Annotated in this window: 16 protein-coding genes and 4 tRNA genes; all 20 read right to left on the bottom strand. The window is 55.4% G+C overall.

Going from position 1 to position 20006, the window contains the following annotated elements; translation table 11 throughout:
* Positions 1–80 precede the first annotated feature (80 nt).
* The 20 genes from rpsJ to birA all read right to left on the bottom strand — a co-directional run bounded on the left by rpsJ (position 81) and on the right by birA (position 19806).
* Positions 81–392, bottom strand: a complete 312-nt coding sequence (rpsJ, locus tag BFP89_RS26735; protein WP_003186070.1) for a 30S ribosomal protein S10 — start codon at positions 390–392, stop codon at positions 81–83.
* Between the two features lie 159 nt (positions 393–551).
* Entirely contained in the window at positions 552–1745 is a 1194-nt protein-coding gene (gene tuf / locus BFP89_RS26740; RefSeq protein WP_003176426.1) for an elongation factor Tu, read from the bottom strand.
* 30 nt (positions 1746–1775) lie between these two features.
* Positions 1776–3881: an elongation factor G gene (gene fusA, locus BFP89_RS26745; RefSeq protein ID WP_015886136.1), complete on the bottom strand. Its 2106-nt coding sequence runs from the start codon at positions 3879–3881 to the stop codon at positions 1776–1778.
* A gap of 30 nt (positions 3882–3911) precedes the next feature.
* A complete protein-coding gene (gene rpsG, locus BFP89_RS26750; RefSeq protein ID WP_002555493.1) occupies positions 3912–4382 on the bottom strand; it encodes a 30S ribosomal protein S7 in 471 nt (156 codons plus the stop codon).
* A 118-nt stretch (positions 4383–4500) separates the two neighbouring features.
* A complete protein-coding gene (gene rpsL, locus BFP89_RS26755; RefSeq protein WP_002555494.1) occupies positions 4501–4872 on the bottom strand; it encodes a 30S ribosomal protein S12 in 372 nt (123 codons plus the stop codon).
* Between the two features lie 216 nt (positions 4873–5088).
* Positions 5089–9288: a DNA-directed RNA polymerase subunit beta' gene (gene rpoC / locus BFP89_RS26760; RefSeq protein WP_065888415.1), complete on the bottom strand. Its 4200-nt coding sequence runs from the start codon at positions 9286–9288 to the stop codon at positions 5089–5091.
* Positions 9289–9352: 64 nt separating this feature from the next.
* Entirely contained in the window at positions 9353–13426 is a 4074-nt protein-coding gene (gene rpoB / locus BFP89_RS26765; protein ID WP_057724824.1) for a DNA-directed RNA polymerase subunit beta, read from the bottom strand.
* 219 nt (positions 13427–13645) lie between these two features.
* Entirely contained in the window at positions 13646–14011 is a 366-nt protein-coding gene (gene rplL, locus BFP89_RS26770; protein ID WP_003176432.1) for a 50S ribosomal protein L7/L12, read from the bottom strand.
* Between the two features lie 78 nt (positions 14012–14089).
* Positions 14090–14590, bottom strand: a complete 501-nt coding sequence (rplJ, locus tag BFP89_RS26775; RefSeq protein WP_056861893.1) for a 50S ribosomal protein L10 — start codon at positions 14588–14590, stop codon at positions 14090–14092.
* A gap of 199 nt (positions 14591–14789) precedes the next feature.
* A complete protein-coding gene (gene rplA, locus BFP89_RS26780) occupies positions 14790–15485 on the bottom strand; it encodes a 50S ribosomal protein L1 (protein ID WP_003232403.1) in 696 nt (231 codons plus the stop codon).
* Complete coding sequence (gene rplK, locus BFP89_RS26785) at positions 15485–15916, bottom strand: 50S ribosomal protein L11 (RefSeq protein ID WP_003210097.1); 432 nt, start codon at positions 15914–15916, stop codon at positions 15485–15487. Before rplK ends, rplA begins: the two co-directional genes overlap by 1 nt.
* Positions 15917–16032: 116 nt before the next feature.
* On the bottom strand, positions 16033–16566 hold the full coding sequence (gene nusG, locus BFP89_RS26790; protein WP_003176436.1) for a transcription termination/antitermination protein NusG: 534 nt from the start codon (positions 16564–16566) through the stop codon (positions 16033–16035).
* Positions 16567–16575: 9 nt separating this feature from the next.
* Positions 16576–16944, bottom strand: coding sequence for a preprotein translocase subunit SecE (secE, locus tag BFP89_RS26795; RefSeq protein ID WP_003194658.1), 369 nt, complete (start codon positions 16942–16944; stop codon positions 16576–16578).
* 45 nt (positions 16945–16989) lie between these two features.
* Positions 16990–17065 (bottom strand) — tRNA-Trp (locus BFP89_RS26800).
* A 163-nt stretch (positions 17066–17228) separates the two neighbouring features.
* Positions 17229–17304, bottom strand: a tRNA-Thr gene (locus BFP89_RS26805).
* Positions 17305–17330: 26 nt separating this feature from the next.
* Positions 17331–17404 (bottom strand) — tRNA-Gly (locus BFP89_RS26810).
* 23 nt (positions 17405–17427) lie between these two features.
* Positions 17428–17512, bottom strand: a tRNA-Tyr gene (locus BFP89_RS26815).
* Positions 17513–17653: 141 nt separating this feature from the next.
* On the bottom strand, positions 17654–18100 hold the full coding sequence (locus BFP89_RS26820; RefSeq protein WP_065888416.1) for a hypothetical protein: 447 nt from the start codon (positions 18098–18100) through the stop codon (positions 17654–17656).
* 7 nt (positions 18101–18107) lie between these two features.
* On the bottom strand, positions 18108–18857 hold the full coding sequence (locus BFP89_RS26825) for a pantothenate kinase (protein ID WP_065888417.1): 750 nt from the start codon (positions 18855–18857) through the stop codon (positions 18108–18110).
* Positions 18847–19806, bottom strand: coding sequence for a bifunctional biotin--[acetyl-CoA-carboxylase] ligase/biotin operon repressor BirA (gene birA, locus BFP89_RS26830; RefSeq protein WP_065888418.1), 960 nt, complete (start codon positions 19804–19806; stop codon positions 18847–18849). The genes BFP89_RS26825 and birA overlap by 11 nt, the downstream gene beginning before the upstream one ends.
* Between the last annotated feature and the right edge of the window lie 200 nt (positions 19807–20006).

A 20006-nucleotide genomic window follows, 5' to 3' on the forward strand; every position in this document is an offset into this window, starting at 1 on the left:
TTGTAAACCTCATGAGTGTACGGGGCTTTCACCCGCTATGGCCGCCCATTTCAGAGCGTTACACGACTAAGACCCAAGTCTTAGCCGAGGCTGATCTGTACTTCCACACCGGCCGCCAGATCAAGCTTCATAAGTGCATCAACGGTTTTATCCGTTGGCTGGACGATGTCCAGTACGCGCTTATGAGTGCGGATCTCGTACTGGTCACGCGCGTCTTTGTTGACGTGCGGGGAGACCAGAACGGTGAACCGCTCTTTACGGGTAGGCAGTGGAATTGGACCACGCACTTGAGCACCAGTACGTTTCGCGGTTTCCACGATTTCCTGGGTGGATTGGTCGATCAGGCGATGGTCAAAAGCCTTCAACCTGATACGGATTTGCTGATTTTGCATTGGATTTCAGACTCCGGCTGCTATTCCCAGCGAGCGCAATACGCCCGTTAAAAGGAGGCGCAATTCTATAGACGGCCCTGATAGGTGTCAACCCAATAAAAAAGGCCCCCGCTGAGCGGGGGCCTTTTCAAAACATCAGAGCTATCTCAGAAGAGATAATTACTCGATGATTTTAGCTACAACACCAGCACCAACGGTACGGCCGCCTTCACGGATTGCGAAACGCAGACCGTCTTCCATAGCGATGGTTTTGATCAGGGTGACAACCATTTTGATGTTGTCGCCTGGCATTACCATTTCTACGCCTTCCGGCAGTTCGCAGTTACCGGTTACGTCGGTAGTACGGAAGTAGAACTGTGGACGGTAGCCTTTGAAGAACGGAGTGTGACGGCCGCCTTCTTCTTTGCTCAGCACGTACACCTCAGCTTCGAACTTGGTGTGCGGCTTAACCGAACCTGGCTTGACCAGAACCTGGCCACGCTCAACGTCGTCACGCTTGGTACCACGCAGCAGAACGCCGCAGTTCTCGCCAGCACGACCTTCGTCGAGCAGCTTACGGAACATTTCAACACCGGTGCAGGTGGTGACGGTAGTGTCACGCAGACCAACGATTTCCAGTGGATCCTGAACCTTGACGATACCGCGCTCGATACGACCAGTTACAACAGTACCGCGACCGGAGATCGAGAATACGTCTTCGATTGGCATCAGGAACGGCTTGTCGATAACACGGACTGGATCTGGGATGTAGCTGTCCAGAGTCTCAACCAGTTTACGAACGGACGTAGTGCCCATTTCGTTATCGTCTTTGCCTTCCAGAGCCATACGAGCAGAACCGATGATGATCGGAGTGTCGTCACCTGGGAAGTCGTAAGTGCTCAGCAGATCGCGCACTTCCATCTCAACCAGTTCCAGCAGCTCAGCGTCGTCTACCAGGTCAGCCTTGTTCAGGTAAACCACGATGTACGGAACGCCAACCTGACGGGACAGCAGGATGTGCTCACGGGTTTGTGGCATCGGACCATCAGCGGCCGAGCAAACCAGGATTGCGCCGTCCATCTGGGCAGCACCGGTGATCATGTTCTTCACATAGTCAGCGTGACCTGGGCAGTCAACGTGAGCGTAGTGACGGATCAGCGAGTTGTATTCAACGTGCGCGGTGTTGATGGTGATACCACGAGCTTTCTCTTCTGGTGCGCTGTCGATTTTATCGAAATCAACGATTGCGGAACCGAATACTTCGGAGCAAACGCGAGTCAGAGCAGCAGTCAGAGTGGTTTTACCGTGGTCAACGTGACCGATGGTGCCAACGTTGACGTGCGGTAGGGAACGATCAAATTTTTCTTTAGCCACGACAATTAACTCCTTGCCTAAAGGACTGAATCAGCCTTGTTTTTTGGATACAGTTTCAGCGATGTGCGCCGGAGCTGTGTTGTATTTTTTGAATTCCATAGAGTAGCTTGCGCGACCCTGGGACATGGAGCGAACGTCGGTCGCATAACCGAACATCTCACCCAACGGAACCTCGGCGCGAATCACTTTGCCGGAAACCGTGTCTTCCATACCCAAGATCATGCCGCGACGACGGTTAAGGTCGCCCATGACATCACCCATATAGTCTTCAGGTGTAACAACTTCTACCGCCATGATTGGCTCAAGCAACTCACCACCGCCCTTCTGGGCCAGTTGCTTGGTTGCCATGGAGGCAGCCACCTTAAACGCCATCTCGTTGGAGTCGACGTCGTGGTAAGAACCGTCAAAAACGGTTGCTTTCAGGCCGATCAGCGGATAGCCGGCAACAACACCGTTCTTCATCTGCTCTTCGATACCCTTCTGGATAGCAGGGATGTATTCCTTAGGAACAACACCACCTACTACTTCGTTCACGAATTGCAGACCTTCCTGACCTTCGTCAGCAGGAGCAAAACGGATCCAGCAGTGACCGAACTGACCACGACCGCCGGACTGACGAACGAACTTGCCTTCGATTTCACAGTTCTTCGTGATGCGCTCACGATAGGAAACCTGAGGCTTACCGATGTTGGCTTCGACGTTGAACTCACGGCGCATCCGGTCAACCAGGATGTCCAGGTGCAGCTCGCCCATGCCGGAGATGATCGTTTGACCAGTCTCTTCATCAGTCTTGACGCGGAAAGATGGATCTTCCTGAGCAAGCTTGCCCAGAGCGATACCCATTTTTTCCTGGTCATCCTTGGTCTTTGGCTCAACGGCAACCGAAATAACCGGCTCCGGGAAGTCCATGCGAACCAGGATGATTGGCTTGTCAGCGTTGCACAAGGTTTCACCAGTGGTGACGTCCTTCATGCCGATCAAGGCCGCGATGTCACCAGCGCGTACTTCCTTGATCTCTTCACGGGCGTTTGCGTGCATTTGCACCATACGACCCACGCGCTCTTTCTTGCCTTTAACCGAGTTGATCACGCCGTCGCCGGAGTTCAACACGCCCGAGTAAACACGGACGAAGGTCAAGGTACCCACGAATGGGTCGGTGGCAATTTTAAATGCCAGAGCGGAGAACGGTTCTGCGTCGTCTGCATGACGCTCCAGCTCGATAGTCTCGTCATCCGGGTCAGTACCCTTGATGGCAGGAATATCAACCGGCGCCGGCAGGTAGTCGATCACAGCATCGAGAACCAGGGGAACGCCCTTGTTCTTGAACGAGGAACCGCAAACAGCCAGGACGATTTCGCCAGCGATAGTACGCTGACGCAGAGCGGCCTTGATTTCCACGTTGGTGAGTTCTTCACCTTCGAGGTACTTGTTCATCAGCTCTTCGTTGGCTTCGGCCGCAGCTTCAACCATGTTGTTGCGCCATTCGTCAGCCAGTTCCTGCAGTTCAGCAGGGATAGGCTTGCGAACAGGAACCATACCTTTGTCGGCATCGTTCCAGTAGACAGCTTCCATGGTCAACAGATCGATCTGACCCTGGAAATTATCTTCGGAACCGATAGCCAACTGGATTGGCACCGGGGTGTGACCCAAGCGCTGCTTGATCTGACCGATCACGCGCAGGAAGTTCGCACCGGCACGGTCCATCTTGTTTACGTAAACAAGACGTGGAACGCCGTATTTGTTGGCTTGACGCCATACGGTTTCCGACTGTGGCTCAACACCCGAGGTACCGCAGAACACAACGACAGCGCCGTCGAGTACGCGCAGGGAACGCTCAACTTCAATGGTGAAGTCTACGTGGCCCGGGGTATCGATTACGTTGAAGCGGTGCTCATCTTTGTACTGCTTCTCGGAACCCTTCCAGAAGGCGGTAATGGCAGCAGAAGTAATGGTAATACCACGCTCCTGCTCCTGAACCATCCAGTCTGTGGTCGCGGCGCCGTCATGCACCTCGCCCATCTTGTGACTTTTGCCGGTGTAAAACAGTACGCGCTCGGTGGTGGTGGTTTTACCAGCATCCACGTGAGCGACGATACCGATGTTACGGTAGCGGCTAATCGGAGTAGTACGAGCCATAAAGCCCTCGCAAAATTAGTGAAGCTAAAATTAGAAGCGGTAGTGCGAGAAAGCTTTGTTGGCTTCAGCCATACGGTGCACGTCTTCACGCTTCTTAACAGCAGCACCTTTACCTTCAGCAGCGTCCAACAGTTCGCCGGCCAAACGCAGAGCCATAGACTTCTCGCCGCGCTTACGGGCGAAGTCTACCAACCAGCGCATTGCCAGGGCGTTACGACGGGACGGACGAACTTCAACCGGAACCTGGTAAGTAGCACCGCCTACACGGCGCGACTTCACTTCGACCAGCGGAGCGATGGCGTCGAGAGCTTTCTCGAAGATTTCCAGGGGGTCGCTGTTCTTGCGTTCTTTAACCTTTTCCAGCGCGCCATAAACGATACGCTCGGCAACGGCTTTCTTGCCGCTTTCCATCACGTGGTTCATGAACTTGGCCAGAATTTGGCTTCCGTATTTTGGATCGTCAAGCACTTCGCGCTTGGCTGCTACGCGTCTTCTTGGCATGGATAAGCCCTCAAACGGTCTTCAGGTTCGCTCGGAATCAGTGCCCTCTCGGGACGCCTCCGACCTTACTCTTATCGACTCAGAAAATAAGATGATTCAGTTTTACAAAAAGCCGCTACTACTTAGGCTTCTTGGTACCGTACTTCGAACGACCTTGGTTACGACCTTTAACGCCGGAAGTATCCAAGGAGCCGCGTACGGTGTGGTAACGAACACCTGGCAAGTCTTTTACACGACCGCCGCGGATCAGTACCACGCTGTGCTCTTGCAGGTTGTGGCCTTCACCGCCGATGTACGAGGAAACCTCGAAACCGTTGGTCAGGCGCACACGGCATACTTTACGCAGTGCCGAGTTAGGTTTTTTCGGCGTGGTGGTATACACACGGGTGCATACGCCACGACGTTGCGGGCAGTTCTGCAGCGCAGGCACGTCGGATTTCTCGACGATACGCTTACGCGGCTGACGTACCAGCTGGTTGATAGTTGCCATCTACTAGCTCCACTGTTGTCTTGCGACGCTATTGTCTTGCAAGAAAAGCAAAATGGCAGGAACGAATTCCCGCCAAATTTAGGGGTACAAGAGTCTAAAGAGGATCTTGTCCCCAGTCAAGGCAAGGCCCCGACCTCCCCTCTCGTCGAATCGGGGCATATATGCCTCGATCCGACGAATGGGGGTGTCAGGGCCCGGCCTCATCTATCGCAGAACTCAGTTACCGCTTGAGTTCAGCGCTTCGGTCAGTGCAGCTTCCACTTCACTGGCGCTTACGCGCAACGGCTTGTCAGCATCACGGCGGCGCTTGCGCTCGCTGTGGTAAGCCAAACCGGTACCGGCCGGGATCAAACGACCCACGACTACGTTTTCTTTCAGGCCGCGCAGGTAATCGCGCTTGCCGGTTACCGCTGCTTCGGTCAGTACACGAGTGGTCTCCTGGAAGGAGGCCGCCGAGATGAACGACTCAGTGGACAACGACGCCTTGGTGATACCCAGCAGCACGCGAGTGAACTTGGAAACGAATTTCTCGTCGTTCGCCAGGCGCTCGTTTTCCACCAGTACGTGAGTCAGTTCCATCTGGTCGCCCTTGATGAAACTGGAATCGCCGGATTCAGCGATTTCAACTTTACGCAACATCTGACGCAGGATGGTCTCGATGTGCTTGTCGTTGATCTTCACGCCTTGCAGGCGGTAAACGTCCTGGATCTCGTTAACGATGTACTTGGCCAGCGCACTCACACCCAGCAGACGCAGGATGTCGTGCGGATCGCTCGGGCCGTCGGAGATAACTTCGCCGCGGTTTACCTGTTCGCCTTCGAAGACGTTCAGGTGACGCCACTTCGGAATCAGCTCTTCGTACGGATCGCTACCGTCGTTCGGGGTAATGACCAGACGGCGCTTGCCCTTGGTCTCTTTACCGAACGCGATGGTGCCGCTGACTTCAGCCAGAATCGACGCTTCTTTCGGACGACGCGCTTCGAACAAGTCGGCAACACGCGGCAGACCACCGGTGATGTCGCGAGTTTTCGACGTTTCTTGCGGGATACGCGCGATAACATCACCGATCGCGATCTTCGCACCATCCGCTACACCGACCAGGGCGTTGGCTGGCAGGAAGTACTGAGCGATTACGTCAGTGCCTGGCAGCAACAGATCCTTGCCGTTGTCGTCGACCATCTTCACGGCAGGACGGATGTCTTTGCCGGCAGCTGGACGATCTTTGGCGTCGAGTACTTCAATGTTGGTCATACCGGTCAATTCGTCAGTCTGACGCTTGATCGTGATGCCTTCTTCCATGCCCACGTAGGTCACGGTACCTTTCATTTCGGTAACGATTGGGTGGGTGTGCGGGTCCCACTTGGCCACGATTGCGCCAGCGTCGACCTTGTCACCTTCCTTGACCGAAATCACAGCACCGTACGGCAGCTTGTAACGCTCACGCTCACGACCGTAGTCATCAGCGATTGCCAGCTCACCGGAACGGGATACGGCAACCAGGTGGCCATCCACTCGCTCAACGTGCTTGAGGTTATGCAGGCGGACGGTACCGCCATTCTTCACCTGAACACTGTCGGCTGCGGAGGTCCGGCTTGCCGCACCACCGATGTGGAACGTACGCATGGTCAGCTGGGTACCCGGCTCACCGATGGACTGGGCAGCGATAACGCCGACCGCTTCACCGATGTTCACCTGGTGACCACGAGCCAAGTCACGGCCGTAGCACTTGGCGCAGATGCCGTAGCGGGTTTCGCAGCTGATCGGCGAGCGAACAATCACTTCGTCGATGCTGTTGAGTTCGATGAACTCGACCCACTTCTCGTCTACCAGGGTGCCGGCAGGAACGATAACTTCCTCGGTACCTGGCTTGAACACGTCACGGGCAATCACACGACCCAATACGCGCTCACCCAGTGGCTCTACAACGTCACCGCCTTCAATGTGCGGAGTCATCAGCAGACCGTGCTCGGTGCCGCAATCGATCTCGGTTACAACCAGATCTTGTGCAACGTCTACCAGACGACGTGTCAGGTAACCGGAGTTAGCGGTTTTCAACGCGGTATCCGCCAGACCTTTACGAGCACCGTGAGTGGAGATGAAGTACTGAAGTACGCTCAAACCTTCACGGAAGTTCGCGGTAATCGGCGTTTCGATGATGGAGCCATCCGGCTTGGCCATCAGGCCACGCATACCGGCGAGCTGACGGATCTGCGCAGCAGAACCCCGTGCGCCCGAGTCGGCCATCATGTACATCGAGTTGAAAGACTCTTGATCGACTTCGACGCCATGACGGTCGATGACTTTCTCTTTCGAGAGGTTGGCCATCATCGCCTTGGACACTTCGTCGTTGGCCTTGGACCAAAGGTCGATCACTTTGTTGTACTTCTCGCCCTGGGTTACCAGGCCGGAGGCGTACTGGCTCTCGATCTCTTTCACTTCGTCAGTGGCGGCACTGATGATGCGAGCTTTTTCATCCGGGATAACGAAGTCGTTAACGCCGATGGAAACGCCGGAGATAGTCGAGTATGCGAAACCTGTGTACATCAACTGGTCAGCGAAGATAACGGTCTCTTTCAAACCAACCACGCGGTAGCACTGGTTGATCAGCTTGGAGATCGCCTTTTTCTTCATCGGCAGGTTGACGACGTCGTACGACAGACCTTTTGGCACAACTTGATACAACAGCGCACGGCCGACAGTAGTGTCGACAATACGGACATTGCTCACGCTGCCGCCGTCACGGTCGTTGACGGTTTCGTGGATCCGTACTTTAACCTTGGCGTGCAGTGCGGCTTCGCCGGCACGGAACACACGGTCAACTTCCTGCAGGTCAGCGAATACACGACCTTCGCCCTTGGCGTTGATCGCTTCACGGGTCATGTAGTACAGACCCAATACAACGTCCTGCGACGGAACGATGATTGGCTCACCGTTGGCTGGCGACAGAATGTTGTTGGTCGACATCATCAACGCGCGCGCTTCCAACTGGGCTTCCAGTGTCAGCGGTACGTGCACGGCCATTTGGTCGCCGTCGAAGTCGGCGTTGTACGCAGCACAGACCAGAGGGTGCAGCTGGATAGCCTTACCTTCGATCAGTACCGGTTCAAACGCCTGGATACCCAGACGGTGAAGGGTCGGTGCACGGTTGAGGAGAACCGGGTGTTCGCGAATCACTTCAGCGAGAACGTCCCAAACCTCTGGCAGTTCGCGCTCGACCATTTTCTTGGCCGCTTTGATGGTGGTCGCCAGACCGCGCATTTCCAGCTTGCCGAAGATGAACGGCTTGAACAGCTCGAGTGCCATCTTCTTGGGCAGACCGCACTGGTGCAGACGCAGGGTCGGGCCTACGGTAATTACCGAACGACCGGAGTAGTCAACACGCTTACCGAGCAAGTTCTGACGGAAACGACCCTGCTTACCCTTGATCATGTCAGCCAGGGATTTCAGAGGACGCTTGTTGGAACCGGTGATAGCACGGCCACGACGACCGTTGTCGAGCAAGGCGTCGACGGCTTCCTGCAACATACGCTTTTCGTTGCGCACGATGATGTCCGGAGCGGACAGATCAAGCAGGCGCTTCAAGCGGTTGTTACGGTTGATCACGCGGCGGTACAGGTCGTTGAGGTCGGACGTCGCGAAACGACCACCGTCCAACGGTACCAGCGGACGCAGGTCTGGCGGCAGAACCGGCAGAACGGTCAGCACCATCCACTCTGGCAGGTTGCCGGAACCCTGGAAGGCTTCCATCAACTTCAGACGCTTGGACAGCTTCTTGATCTTGGTTTCGGAGTTGGTTTGCGGAATTTCTTCGCGCAGACGGCCAATCTCGTGCTCCAGGTCGATAGCGTGCAGCAGTTCACGGACAGCTTCGGCACCCATGCGGGCATCGAAATCATCACCGAACTCTTCCAGCGCTTCGAAGTACTGCTCATCGTTCAGCAGCTGACCTTTTTCAAGGGTGGTCATGCCTGGATCGATAACGACGTAGCTCTCGAAGTAGAGAACGCGTTCGATATCACGCAGGGTCATGTCCATCAGCAAGCCGATACGGGACGGCAGCGATTTCAGGAACCAGATGTGGGCAACCGGCGAAGCCAGTTCGATGTGCGCCATGCGCTCACGACGAACCTTGGCCAGTGCAACTTCAACGCCGCACTTCTCGCAGATCACACCGCGGTGCTTCAAGCGCTTGTACTTACCGCACAGGCACTCGTAATCCTTTACCGGGCCAAAGATCTTGGCGCAGAACAGGCCGTCACGCTCAGGCTTGAACGTACGGTAGTTGATGGTTTCCGGCTTTTTAACTTCACCGAACGACCACGAACGGATCATCTCAGGCGATGCCAACCCAATACGGATGGCGTCGAACTCTTCGACTTGACCCTGGTTTTTCAGCAAATTCAGTAGGTCTTTCAAGGCCTTTCCTCCTGGCGGAGCAGAGAGCGGGCCAAACGGCCTCGCTCTCGATTCGCGTCACGTGTTATTCGGTTTCCAGATCGATATCGATGCCGAGGGAACGAATTTCTTTGATCAACACGTTGAAAGACTCGGGCATGCCCGGCTCCATACGGTGATCGCCGTCCACGATGTTTTTGTACATCTTGGTACGACCGTTCACATCGTCCGACTTCACTGTGAGCATTTCTTGCAGAGTGTATGCAGCACCGTATGCTTCCAGTGCCCAGACCTCCATCTCCCCGAAACGCTGACCACCGAACTGAGCCTTACCACCCAGCGGCTGCTGGGTAACCAGGCTGTACGAACCGGTAGAACGAGCGTGCATCTTGTCGTCTACCAAGTGGTTCAGCTTCAGCATGTACATGTAGCCAACAGTAACCGGGCGCTCAAACTTGTTGCCGGTACGGCCATCGAACAGCTGCATCTGGCCGCTTTCCGGCAGGTCTGCCAGTTTCAGCATGGCCTTGATTTCGCTTTCCTTGGCACCGTCGAACACCGGGGTAGCCATTGGAACGCCGCCGCGCAGGTTCTTCGCCAGATCCAGGATTTCCTGGTCGGTGAAGGTGTCCAGCTCTTCGTTGCGACCGCCGATCTCGTTGTAGATCTCGTGCAGGAACTTACGCAGGTCAGCGACCTTGCGTTGCTCTTCGATCATACGGTTGATCTTCTCGCCCAGACCTTTGGCCGCGAGGCCCAGGTGGGTTTCGAGGATCTGACCAACGTTCATACGCGAAGGTACGCCCAACGGGTTGAGGACGACGTCGACCGGGGTGCCATTGGCATCGTGCGGCATGTCTTCAACCGGCATGATCACGGAGACCACACCTTTGTTACCGTGACGACCGGCCATCTTGTCGCCCGGCTGGATGCGGCGACGGATTGCCAGGTAAACCTTGACGATTTTCAGCACGCCCGGAGCCAGGTCATCGCCCTGCTGCAGTTTGCGCTTCTTGTCTTCGAACTTGTCGTCCAGCAGACGGCGGCGATCAACGATATAGGCCTGAGCCTTCTCGAGCTGCTCGTTCAGAGCATCTTCAGCCATGCGCAGTTTGAACCACTGGCCGTGCTCAAGACCGTCGAGGATTTCGTCGGTGATGTCCTGACCTTTCTTCAGACCTGCACCGCCTTCAGCCTTATGGCCTACCAGAGCGGAACGCAGACGTTCGAAGGTCGCGCCTTCAACGATACGGAACTCTTCGTTCAGATCCTTGCGGATCTCGTCGAGTTGGGTCTTCTCGATGGACAGTGCACGAGCATCACGCTCAACGCCGTCGCGGGTGAAGACCTGTACGTCGATGACAGTACCCTTGGTACCGGTAGGTACGCGCAGGGAGGTGTCTTTAACGTCGCTGGCTTTTTCACCGAAGATGGCACGCAGCAGCTTCTCTTCCGGCGTCAGTTGGGTCTCGCCTTTCGGAGTGACCTTACCGACCAGGATGTCGCCTGCGCCAACTTCAGCACCTACGTAAACGATACCGGCTTCGTCCAGCTTGTTCAGTGCAGCTTCACCCACGTTAGGGATGTCCGCAGTGATTTCCTCTGGCCCAAGCTTGGTGTCACGTGCCACACAGGTCAGTTCCTGGATGTGGATCGTGGTAAAGCGATCTTCTTGAACAACTCGTTCCGACAGGCAGATGGAGTCTTCGAAGTTGTAACCGTTCCAGGCCATGAACGCGATGCGCATGTTCTGACCCAGTGCCAGCTCACCCATGTCGGTGGACGGGCCATCGGCCATGATATCGCTACGCTGAACGCGGTCACCCTTACGCACCAGCGGACGCTGGTTGATGCAGGTGTTCTGGTTCGAACGGGTGTATTTGGTCAGGTTGTAGATGTCGACACCGGCTTCACCGGTTTCAACTTCGTCATCGGCAACACGAACCACGATACGGCTGGCATCAACGGAGTCGATCACGCCGCCACGACGAGCCACGACGCAAACGCCGGAGTCACGGGCTACGTTACGCTCCATGCCGGTACCTACCAGCGGCTTGTCGGCGCGCAGGGTCGGTACAGCTTGACGCTGCATGTTGGAACCCATCAACGCACGGTTGGCGTCATCGTGTTCCAGGAACGGGATCAGCGACGCTGCAACCGACACTACCTGCTTGGGCGATACGTCCATCAAGGTGACGTCTTCCGGCGCCTTGACGGTGAACTCGTTCAAGTGACGAACAGCTACCAGCTCGTCGATCAGGACTTTCTTGTCGTTCATCGTGGCCGAAGCCTGAGCGATCACGTGATCAGCTTCTTCGATGGCCGACAGGAAGACGATCTCGTCGGTGACCAGGCCTTCTTTCACCACACGGTACGGGCTCTCGAGGAAGCCGTACTGGTTGGTGCGCGCATAAGCGGCCAGGGAGTTGATCAGACCGATGTTCGGACCTTCCGGCGTTTCGATCGGGCATACACGACCGTAGTGCGTCGGGTGTACGTCACGGACTTCGAAGCCTGCGCGTTCACGGGTCAGACCGCCCGGGCCCAGTGCCGAAACACGGCGCTTGTGGGTGATCTCGGAGAGCGGGTTGTTCTGGTCCATGAACTGCGAGAGCTGGCTGGAACCGAAGAACTCTTTCACCGCCGCAGCCACTGGCTTGGCGTTGATCAGGTCTTGCGGCATCAGGCCTTCGCTTTCGGCCATCGACAGGCGCTCTTTGACCGCACGCTCAACACGTACCAGGCCAACGCGGAACTGGTTCTCGGCCATTTCGCCTACGCAGCGAACACGACGGTTACCCAGGTGGTCGATGTCATCGACGATGCCTTTACCGTTACGGATGTCGACCAGGGTCTTCAGTACCGCGACGATGTCTTCCTTGCACAGCACGCCCGAACCTTCGATCTCAGTACGACCGATACGGCGGTTGAACTTCATCCGGCCGACCGCAGACAGGTCATAACGCTCGGGGCTGAAGAACAGGTTGTTGAACAGGGTTTCGGCAGCATCTTTGGTAGGTGGCTCACCAGGACGCATCATGCGATAGATCTCGACCAGCGCTTCCAATTGGTTGCTGGTGGAGTCGATCTTCAAGGTGTCGGAAATGAACGGACCGCAGTCGATGTCGTTGGTGTACAGGGTCTCGATGCGAACGACTTGAGCCTTGGCGATCTTGGCCAGGATCTCGGTGTTCAGCTCGGTGTTGCACTCAGCCAGGATTTCGCCTGTCGCCGGGTGAACGATGACCTTGGCGGTAGTGCGGCCCAGGACGTAGTCCAGCGGCACTTCCAGCTCTTTGAGACCGGCTTTTTCGATCTGGTTGATGTGGCGCGCGGTGATACGGCGGCCGGCTTCAACAATGACCTTGCCCTTTTCATCCTGGATGTCCAGGACGGCAATTTCACCACGCAGACGCGAAGCGATCAGCTCCAGCTTGAGGGTTTCATCCTTCAGGCTGAATACGTTGGTGGTGTAGAAGGCGTCCAGCACCTGCTCAGTGGTATAGCCGAGCGCGCGCAGCAGTACCGAGGCCGGCAGCTTACGACGACGGTCGATACGCACGAACACGCAGTCTTTCGGGTCGAACTCGAAGTCCAACCACGAACCGCGGTACGGAATGATCCGCGCGGAGTACAGGAGCTTACCGGAGCTGTGCGTCTTGCCGCGGTCGTGGTCGAAGAACACGCCCGGGGAACGGTGCAGCTGGGAAACGATTACGCGCTCGGTACCGTTGATAACGAAGGTACCGTTCTCAGTCATCAGGGGGATTTCACCCATGTAGACTTCTTGCTCTTTGATGTCCTTGATCGCTTTGTTCGACGACTCTTTGTCGAAAATGATCAGACGGACTTTTACCCGCAAAGGTACGGCGTACGTAACACCGCGCAACACGCATTCTTTGACATCAAATGCCGGTTCGCCCAGGCGATAACCGACGTACTCCAGCGCAGCATTGCCGGAGTAGCTGATGATCGGGAAAACGGATTTGAAGGCCGCATGCAGGCCCACGTCGCGGAACTGATCTTTGGTCGCTCCCGCCTGCAAGAATTCACGATACGAATCCAGCTGGATAGCCAGAAGGTACGGGACATCCATGACGTCCGGCAACTTGCTAAAGTCCTTGCGGATACGTTTTTTCTCAGTATATGAGTAAGCCATCAGCGTTCCCCAGCTTGGTCACCTGCTTGTTTGGCCCTCCCGACGGGAGCAGCCAGAAAATCTTGCAAACCCCATGGTTTGCACCACCGCATCGGGTGGCTACAGCGCGTTAATGGCGGCGACCGAGTCGACAGCCAAGAACGGAAAAAGGCCGGTGGCAAGAGCCACCAGCCATCAGCCTTCAGCTTAAAGCTTGGGCTGGAGACGCAAGGTCGATGCTTACTTCAGCTCGACTTTAGCGCCTGCTTCTTCCAGAGTAGCTTTGGCTTTGTCAGCAGCGTCTTTCGACACAGCTTCCAGAACCTGGGCAGGAGCGCCGTCAACTACTGCCTTGGCTTCTTTCAGGCCCAGACCGGTCAGTTCACGTACTGCCTTGATCACGTTTACTTTCTTCTCGCCAGCTTCCAGCAGCATGACGTTGAATTCGGTTTGCTCTTCAGCAGCGACAGCAGCAACAGCTGGGCCAGCGGAAGCAGCGGCAGCGGAAACGCCGAATTTTTCTTCGAAAGCTTTGATCAGCTCAACAACCTGCAGAACCGACATTTCAGCTACGGCGTTGAGGATATCGTCTTGGGAGATAGACATTGCTGTATTTCCTGAATTGGGGGACGGCCTACGCGGCCATCGAAATAAACAAAAATACGCGAAAGAATTTGCTCAGCCTTAGGCTGCGGCAGCTTCTTTTTGCTCGCGAACTGCAGCCAGAGTACGAGCCAGCTTGCTGGTAGCGCCTTGAATCACGCTCATCAGCTGCGAAATAGCTTCGTTACGGGTCGGCAGTGTTGCCAGTACGTCGATTTGGTTAGCTGCGAGGAACTTGCCCTCGAACGCAGCTGCCTTGATCTCGAACTTATCCTGACTCTTGGCGAATTCCTTGAACAAACGGGCAGCAGCGCCTGGATGGTCCTTGGAGAACGCGATCAGAGTCGGGCCAGTGAACACGTCGTTGAGAACACTGTATTCAGTGTCAGCAACAGCGCGCTTGAGCAGGGTGTTACGTACAACACGTACGTATACGCCAGCTTCACGAGCCTCTTTACGGAGTCCGGTCATAGCGCTTACTGTCACACCACGGGCATCAGCCACGACAGCGGACAGAGCAGCTTTGGCAGCCTCGTTGACTTCAGCGACGATGGCCTTCTTGTCTTCGAGATTAATTGCCACGGGTTTAACTCCTGCTTGTTACCGTTTCATCCGGCCTAGGCCTGATGTCGTTTTGGTGTCTGATTCGGTAAGGAACCGGGAGCACCATCTGCGTAGGCTTGTTGGTTTAAGACTTGCGTCGCCTACGGTCTTGGATAGCCCCCGCCAGGCAGGGACCCCAATCTTTCAATTGACGCAATCGCTCGCGCCAACCTGTGTCTTATACGTCCAGCGAGCCTTGGTCGATGACCAGACCTGGGCCCATAGTGGTGCTCAGGGTAACGCGCTTGACGTAGATACCTTTCGAGGAAGCAGGCTTGATACGCTTCAGATCAGCGATCAGGGCTTCAACGTTTTCCTTCAGCTTGACGGCATCAAAGCCGACTTTGCCAACGGAGGTGTGAATGATGCCGTTTTTGTCGGTGCGATAACGAACCTGACCAGCCTTGGCGTTTTTAACCGCGGTAGCTACGTCTGGCGTTACGGTGCCGACTTTAGGGTTAGGCATCAGGCCGCGTGGACCCAGGATCTGACCCAACTGACCTACAACGCGCATTGCATCCGGGGAAGCAATAACAACGTCATAGTTCAGGTCGCCGCCTTTCATTTCGGCAGCCAGGTCGTCCATGCCAACGCGATCGGCGCCAGCGGCCAGAGCAGCTTCGGCGGCAGGGCCTTGGGTGAAGACAGCAACACGTACAGTCTTGCCAGTACCGTGTGGCAGCACAGTAGCGCTACGAACGACCTGGTCGGATTTACGTGGGTCAACACCCAGGTTCACAGCAACGTCAACGGACTCGCTGAACTTGACAGTCGACAGCTCGGTCAGCAGGGCAGCCGCGTCTACAAAGTTGTAGGCCTTGCCCGCTTCGATTTTGCCGGCGATAGCCTTTTGGCGCTTGGTCAGCTTAGCCATTACACACCCTCCACGTTAAGGCCCATGCTACGAGCAGAACCGGCGATGGTACGCACGGCTGCATCCATATCAGCTGCAGTCAGATCCGCGTTTTTGGTTTTCGCGATTTCTTCCAGCTGAGCACGAGTTACGGTGCCAACCTTAACGGTGTTCGGACGAGCGGAACCGCTAGTCAGACCAGCAGCTTTCTTCAGAAGAACCGAAGCCGGAGTCGACTTGGTTTCGAAAGTGAAGCTACGGTCGCTGTATACAGTGATGATCACTGGAGTCGGCAGACCTGGCTCAATACCCTGAGTACGGGCGTTGAAGGCCTTGCAGAATTCCATGATATTCACGCCGTGCTGACCCAGAGCTGGACCGACGGGTGGGCTAGGGTTGGCCTGAGCGGCCTTCACTTGCAGCTTGATGTAAGCGGTAATCTTCTTGGCCATGAGGCACTCCAATTACGGGTTCAAGCGCCTCGAAAGGCTCCCCGGTTACTTGCGCGTTTATCCCAGTGACGACAAAACCCCACAGCCTAGGCTGTGGGGTTGGGATGCTTGCTCAGCTAGACCTTCTCGACCTGGCTGAACTCCAGCTCTACCGGAGTAGAGCGACCGAAAATGAGCACCGCCACTTGGATCCGGCTCTTTTCGTAGTTAACTTCTTCGACAGTGCCGTTGAAATCAGCAAACGGACCATCTGTGACACGAACAACCTCGCCTGGCTCGAACAATGTCTTCGGCTTAGGCTTGTCGCTACCATCAGCAACACGACGCAGAATTGCTTCCGCCTCTTTATCGGTGATCGGCGCAGGCTTATCGGCAGTACCGCCAATGAAGCCCATGACGCGAGGAGTATCCTTGACCAAGTGCCAAGTACCTTCGTTCATGTCCATCTGCACCAGCACGTAGCCAGGAAAGAACTTACGTTCACTCTTGCGCTTCTGGCCATTCCGCATTTCAACCACTTCTTCAGTGGGAACCAGAATTTCGCCGAAGCCATCTTCCATGCCTGCCAGCTTTACGCGCTCCAGCAAAGAGCGCATAACATGCTTCTCGTAACCCGAGTAAGCATGCACAACGTACCAACGCTTAGCCACGGGACACCCTTAGCCAACAATCAAGGAAACAAGCCAGCCGAGCAGGGAATCGAGCCCCCACAACAGCAACGCCATAACCAGAACAACAGCCACGACAATCAATGTGGTCTGTGTGGTTTCTTGGCGAGTCGGCCAAACGACTTTACGAATTTCAGTGCGAGCTTCCTTTACCAGGACCGCGAACGACTTGCCTTTGGCAGTCTGCAGGCCTACAAAGGCGGCTACAGCAGCAAGGGCGAGCAAAGCGAGAACGCGGTACAGGATCGGCGAAGCAGAATAGTACTGATTGCCAACAACGCCTACGACCACCAAGGCGACTACTGCGAGCCACTTGACCAGATCGAAACGAGAGCTTTGAGCTTCAGCCTTAGGAGTCATCTATGAAGATCCTGTGAAAAGAAAGCCAGACACACCACGTGAATCTGGCAGGTCAGGAGGGAATCGAACCCCCAACCTACGGTTTTGGAGACCGTCGCTCTGCCAATTGAGCTACTGACCTAAAACAAAATCAGGCCGACCATTATGCAGGCCTGAAAAAGACTTTACAACAACCAACCCCCAACAGACTTGAAATCACTGACATCCAACGCCAGAAACAGAACGATACAAGCCGAGGCAGCTGTTAAAACAAAGGCAGATATTTTCATATCTGCCTTGTTATATGGAGCTCTTGAGCGGATTTGAACCGCTGACCTCACCCTTACCAAGGGTGTGCTCTACCAACTGAGCTACAAGAGCAAAACACCTTGCACAACCTGCAAACTTGGAGCGGGTAGCGGGAATCGAACCCGCATCATCAGCTTGGAAGGCTGAGGTTCTACCACTAAACTATACCCGCGGAGCTTGCAGCTCACGCTAAAATGGTGGAGGGGGAAGGATTCGAACCTTCGAAGTCGTAGACGTCAGATTTACAGTCTGATCCCTTTGGCCGCTCGGGAACCCCTCCTAAGCGAGCCGGCATTTTACATCACGCCGACCTTCTGTCAAGCATTTTCTCATTTAAATTATGAGGTTAGCTGCGTTGACGTTGCTTCGCATCAAAAGCCTTAAAGGTCTTCACTGCGAAGCGGGCGCCATTCTATGCAAACTATTGGAGAGTTGCAATGCCTTCGCACAGCATTATTTTATGTTTTAACTCATTGAATTCCTTAGCAAGGTTTTCAAAGGGCAGATCATCCGCCAGGCGCCTGCTTTCAGGGGACACCCGGAGCCAATAACCGCTTGCTTCAGGCATGTTCAGCAATTGGACCTTGACCTTTATATCCAGGCTCGTGAGGCGCTGCTCCAAGGACTGCGCCTGGCGCTGATCGGCAAAGCCGCCAATGTACAAGCAGGTATTTTGCGTGTCGGACGATTTCGCACGATCCTTGCGAGCCACCGAATCGGAAGATTCACTCAGCAGTTTTATATCCTGCTGGGAGCCACGATAAAGACTCAGAGGAGTGACATCCTTGGCGCGCAACGGCGCCTCTTGCTGATGCCATATGTAATAGAAGACATTGAGAATCAGTAGAAGCAGAAATAACCAACGCATAAGCACCTCAGGGCAAAGGGCACGCCATTGCCAGGCCAATAAATACCAGATCCGGCACAAGCCGTGCCTGCGGCACAGCGTCAAAGACCAGGTCAGCATCTCCGCCAGTCAGGAATACCGTGAAGCTATCTCCCCAATAACTCCTGGCGAGCTCGATCTGGGTGAGCACAAACCCTCTCAGCATCAGCGTACAGCCACGCTCGACCGCCTCGACCGTTGTACGCCCGGGCGACAGGCGCTCCAGAGCGCGCTCAGCGGACGCATCGTCGTAGCGTATCTTGCGCGTATGGGTACGCAACTGGTTGCGCATAAGCGGCAGACCAGGACAAATGAAGCCTCCCAAATGCTTGCCATCGGCATCAATGAAATCTGCAGTCGCCGCTGTGCCAAAATCCAACACCAGGCAAGGACCGGACGCTAGTTTGTACCCTCCGAGGATCGCCAGCCAACGGTCCAGGCCAAGCCGCTCGAAGTCCTCATAGCCATTGCGAACGCCCGCCATTTCCATCGCCGACGTGGCACACGAGACCGTTATGCCAAAAGCGTCAATCAATGTCTCGACCAGCTTGTCCGTTTCTTCCAGGGCGCGAACACTCACCAGTCGGCAACGCGTCAGCGCCATGTCCGGCACCGCATTCAAACTCTCAATCAATGCCACATTCGAACCGACCACGCCCTCCGCAAAGGCGCTCACCCTGTCGATATTCAGCACTCGCCATTTGATAAAGCTATTCCCACAGTCGAGCTCAAGAATCATCACGCAACCTCAGGCTTAACTCACCGCCGCTGTATGTTTTTTCGACACCGCCTACGTCCAGGCGCAACGCTCCTTGACGATCAACACCCAGCACCACTCCATCAACACGATTCACACCCGCAATAAGTGATACTGCGCGCCCTTGCCACGCATGATTTTGCTCCCATTCCTCCTGGAGGGCCGCAAAGCCAGATACCCTGTGCCGATCGAGGTAGCGCTGTAGTTGCAGGCTAACCTGGGCCACCAGAGCATTACGGTCAGCAGCAGATCCTGTCTCGAGCTGCACCGATGTCCATTGCTGATCAACCTCAGCGGCCCTCTGCATGTTCACGTTGATCCCGATACCGATTACCACGTGACAGATATCCGCAGGATCCCCAACCAACTCCAGCAATATCCCCGCGATTTTCTTGCGCCCGACCAATACGTCATTGGGCCATTTCAAGACGGCATCCTGAACACCGGACTCTCGCAGAGCCTGAATGACCGCCAAGCCAACAACAAGACTCAGACCTTCCAGTTGCCGGAGGCCATCCTCAATACGCAGTACCAGGCTGTAATAGATGTTTTGGGCGAACGGGCTGACCCACTTTCGGCCGCGCCTACCGCGCCCCGCCATTTGCTGCTCAGCTAATACCAGGAAAGGCACAGCCCGCGCGACATCAACCATGCGCAACGCCTCTGCGTTGGTGGAATCAATCGAGTCGTAGATATGGATGGGCCAGGACAACGACGGTGCACTTCGCGTAATCCCTTCAGCATTCAGAAACACCAATGGCGACGCTAACTGGTACCCCTTACCACGCACCTTATGAATAGGTAGATTCAATTCGGCCTCAAGAAGCTGAAGCTGCTTCCACACGGCACTGCGACTAACGCCCAGGGCGGCACCCAGCGCCTCTCCGGAATGGAATCGGCCATCTTTCAGAAGTTCTAACAGCGTAAGCATGCAGGTATCGCCTCACAATGAGGCACGCATGATAGCCATGCGAAGAGGCATTGCATAGAAAGGCCGCACTTCGCCAAGCCGCAGTGAACGCTCTTCATGCTTTTCGAGCGCCCAAAACAAAACCCCTGTTTGCGTTAGCAAACAGGGGTTCTGGAATTTAATCTTGACGATGACCTACTCTCACATGGGGAAACCCCACA

This window comes from Pseudomonas sp. 31 R 17 (genome assembly GCF_900004915.1).
Classification (GTDB): Bacteria; Pseudomonadota; Gammaproteobacteria; order Pseudomonadales; family Pseudomonadaceae; genus Aquipseudomonas; species Aquipseudomonas orientalis_A.

Coding starts and splice junctions, on each gene's coding strand:
- rpsJ (WP_003186070.1), bottom strand. CDS start 392: ATGCAAAATCAGCAAATCCGTATCAGGTTGAAGGCTTTTGACCATCGC.
- fusA (WP_015886136.1), bottom strand. CDS start 3,881: ATGGCTCGTACTACTCCGATTAGCCGCTACCGTAACATCGGTATCGTC.
- rpsG (WP_002555493.1), bottom strand. CDS start 4,382: ATGCCAAGAAGACGCGTAGCAGCCAAGCGCGAAGTGCTTGACGATCCA.
- rpsL (WP_002555494.1), bottom strand. CDS start 4,872: ATGGCAACTATCAACCAGCTGGTACGTCAGCCGCGTAAGCGTATCGTC.
- rpoB (WP_057724824.1), bottom strand. CDS start 13,426: ATGGCTTACTCATATACTGAGAAAAAACGTATCCGCAAGGACTTTAGC.
- rplL (WP_003176432.1), bottom strand. CDS start 14,011: ATGTCTATCTCCCAAGACGATATCCTCAACGCCGTAGCTGAAATGTCG.
- rplA (WP_003232403.1), bottom strand. CDS start 15,485: ATGGCTAAGCTGACCAAGCGCCAAAAGGCTATCGCCGGCAAAATCGAA.
- rplK (WP_003210097.1), bottom strand. CDS start 15,916: ATGGCCAAGAAGATTACCGCTTACATCAAGCTGCAAGTGAAGGCCGCT.
- secE (WP_003194658.1), bottom strand. CDS start 16,944: ATGACTCCTAAGGCTGAAGCTCAAAGCTCTCGTTTCGATCTGGTCAAG.
- BFP89_RS26820 (WP_065888416.1), bottom strand. CDS start 18,100: ATGCGTTGGTTATTTCTGCTTCTACTGATTCTCAATGTCTTCTATTAC.
- BFP89_RS26825 (WP_065888417.1), bottom strand. CDS start 18,857: ATGATTCTTGAGCTCGACTGTGGGAATAGCTTTATCAAATGGCGAGTG.
- birA (WP_065888418.1), bottom strand. CDS start 19,806: ATGCTTACGCTGTTAGAACTTCTGAAAGATGGCCGATTCCATTCCGGA.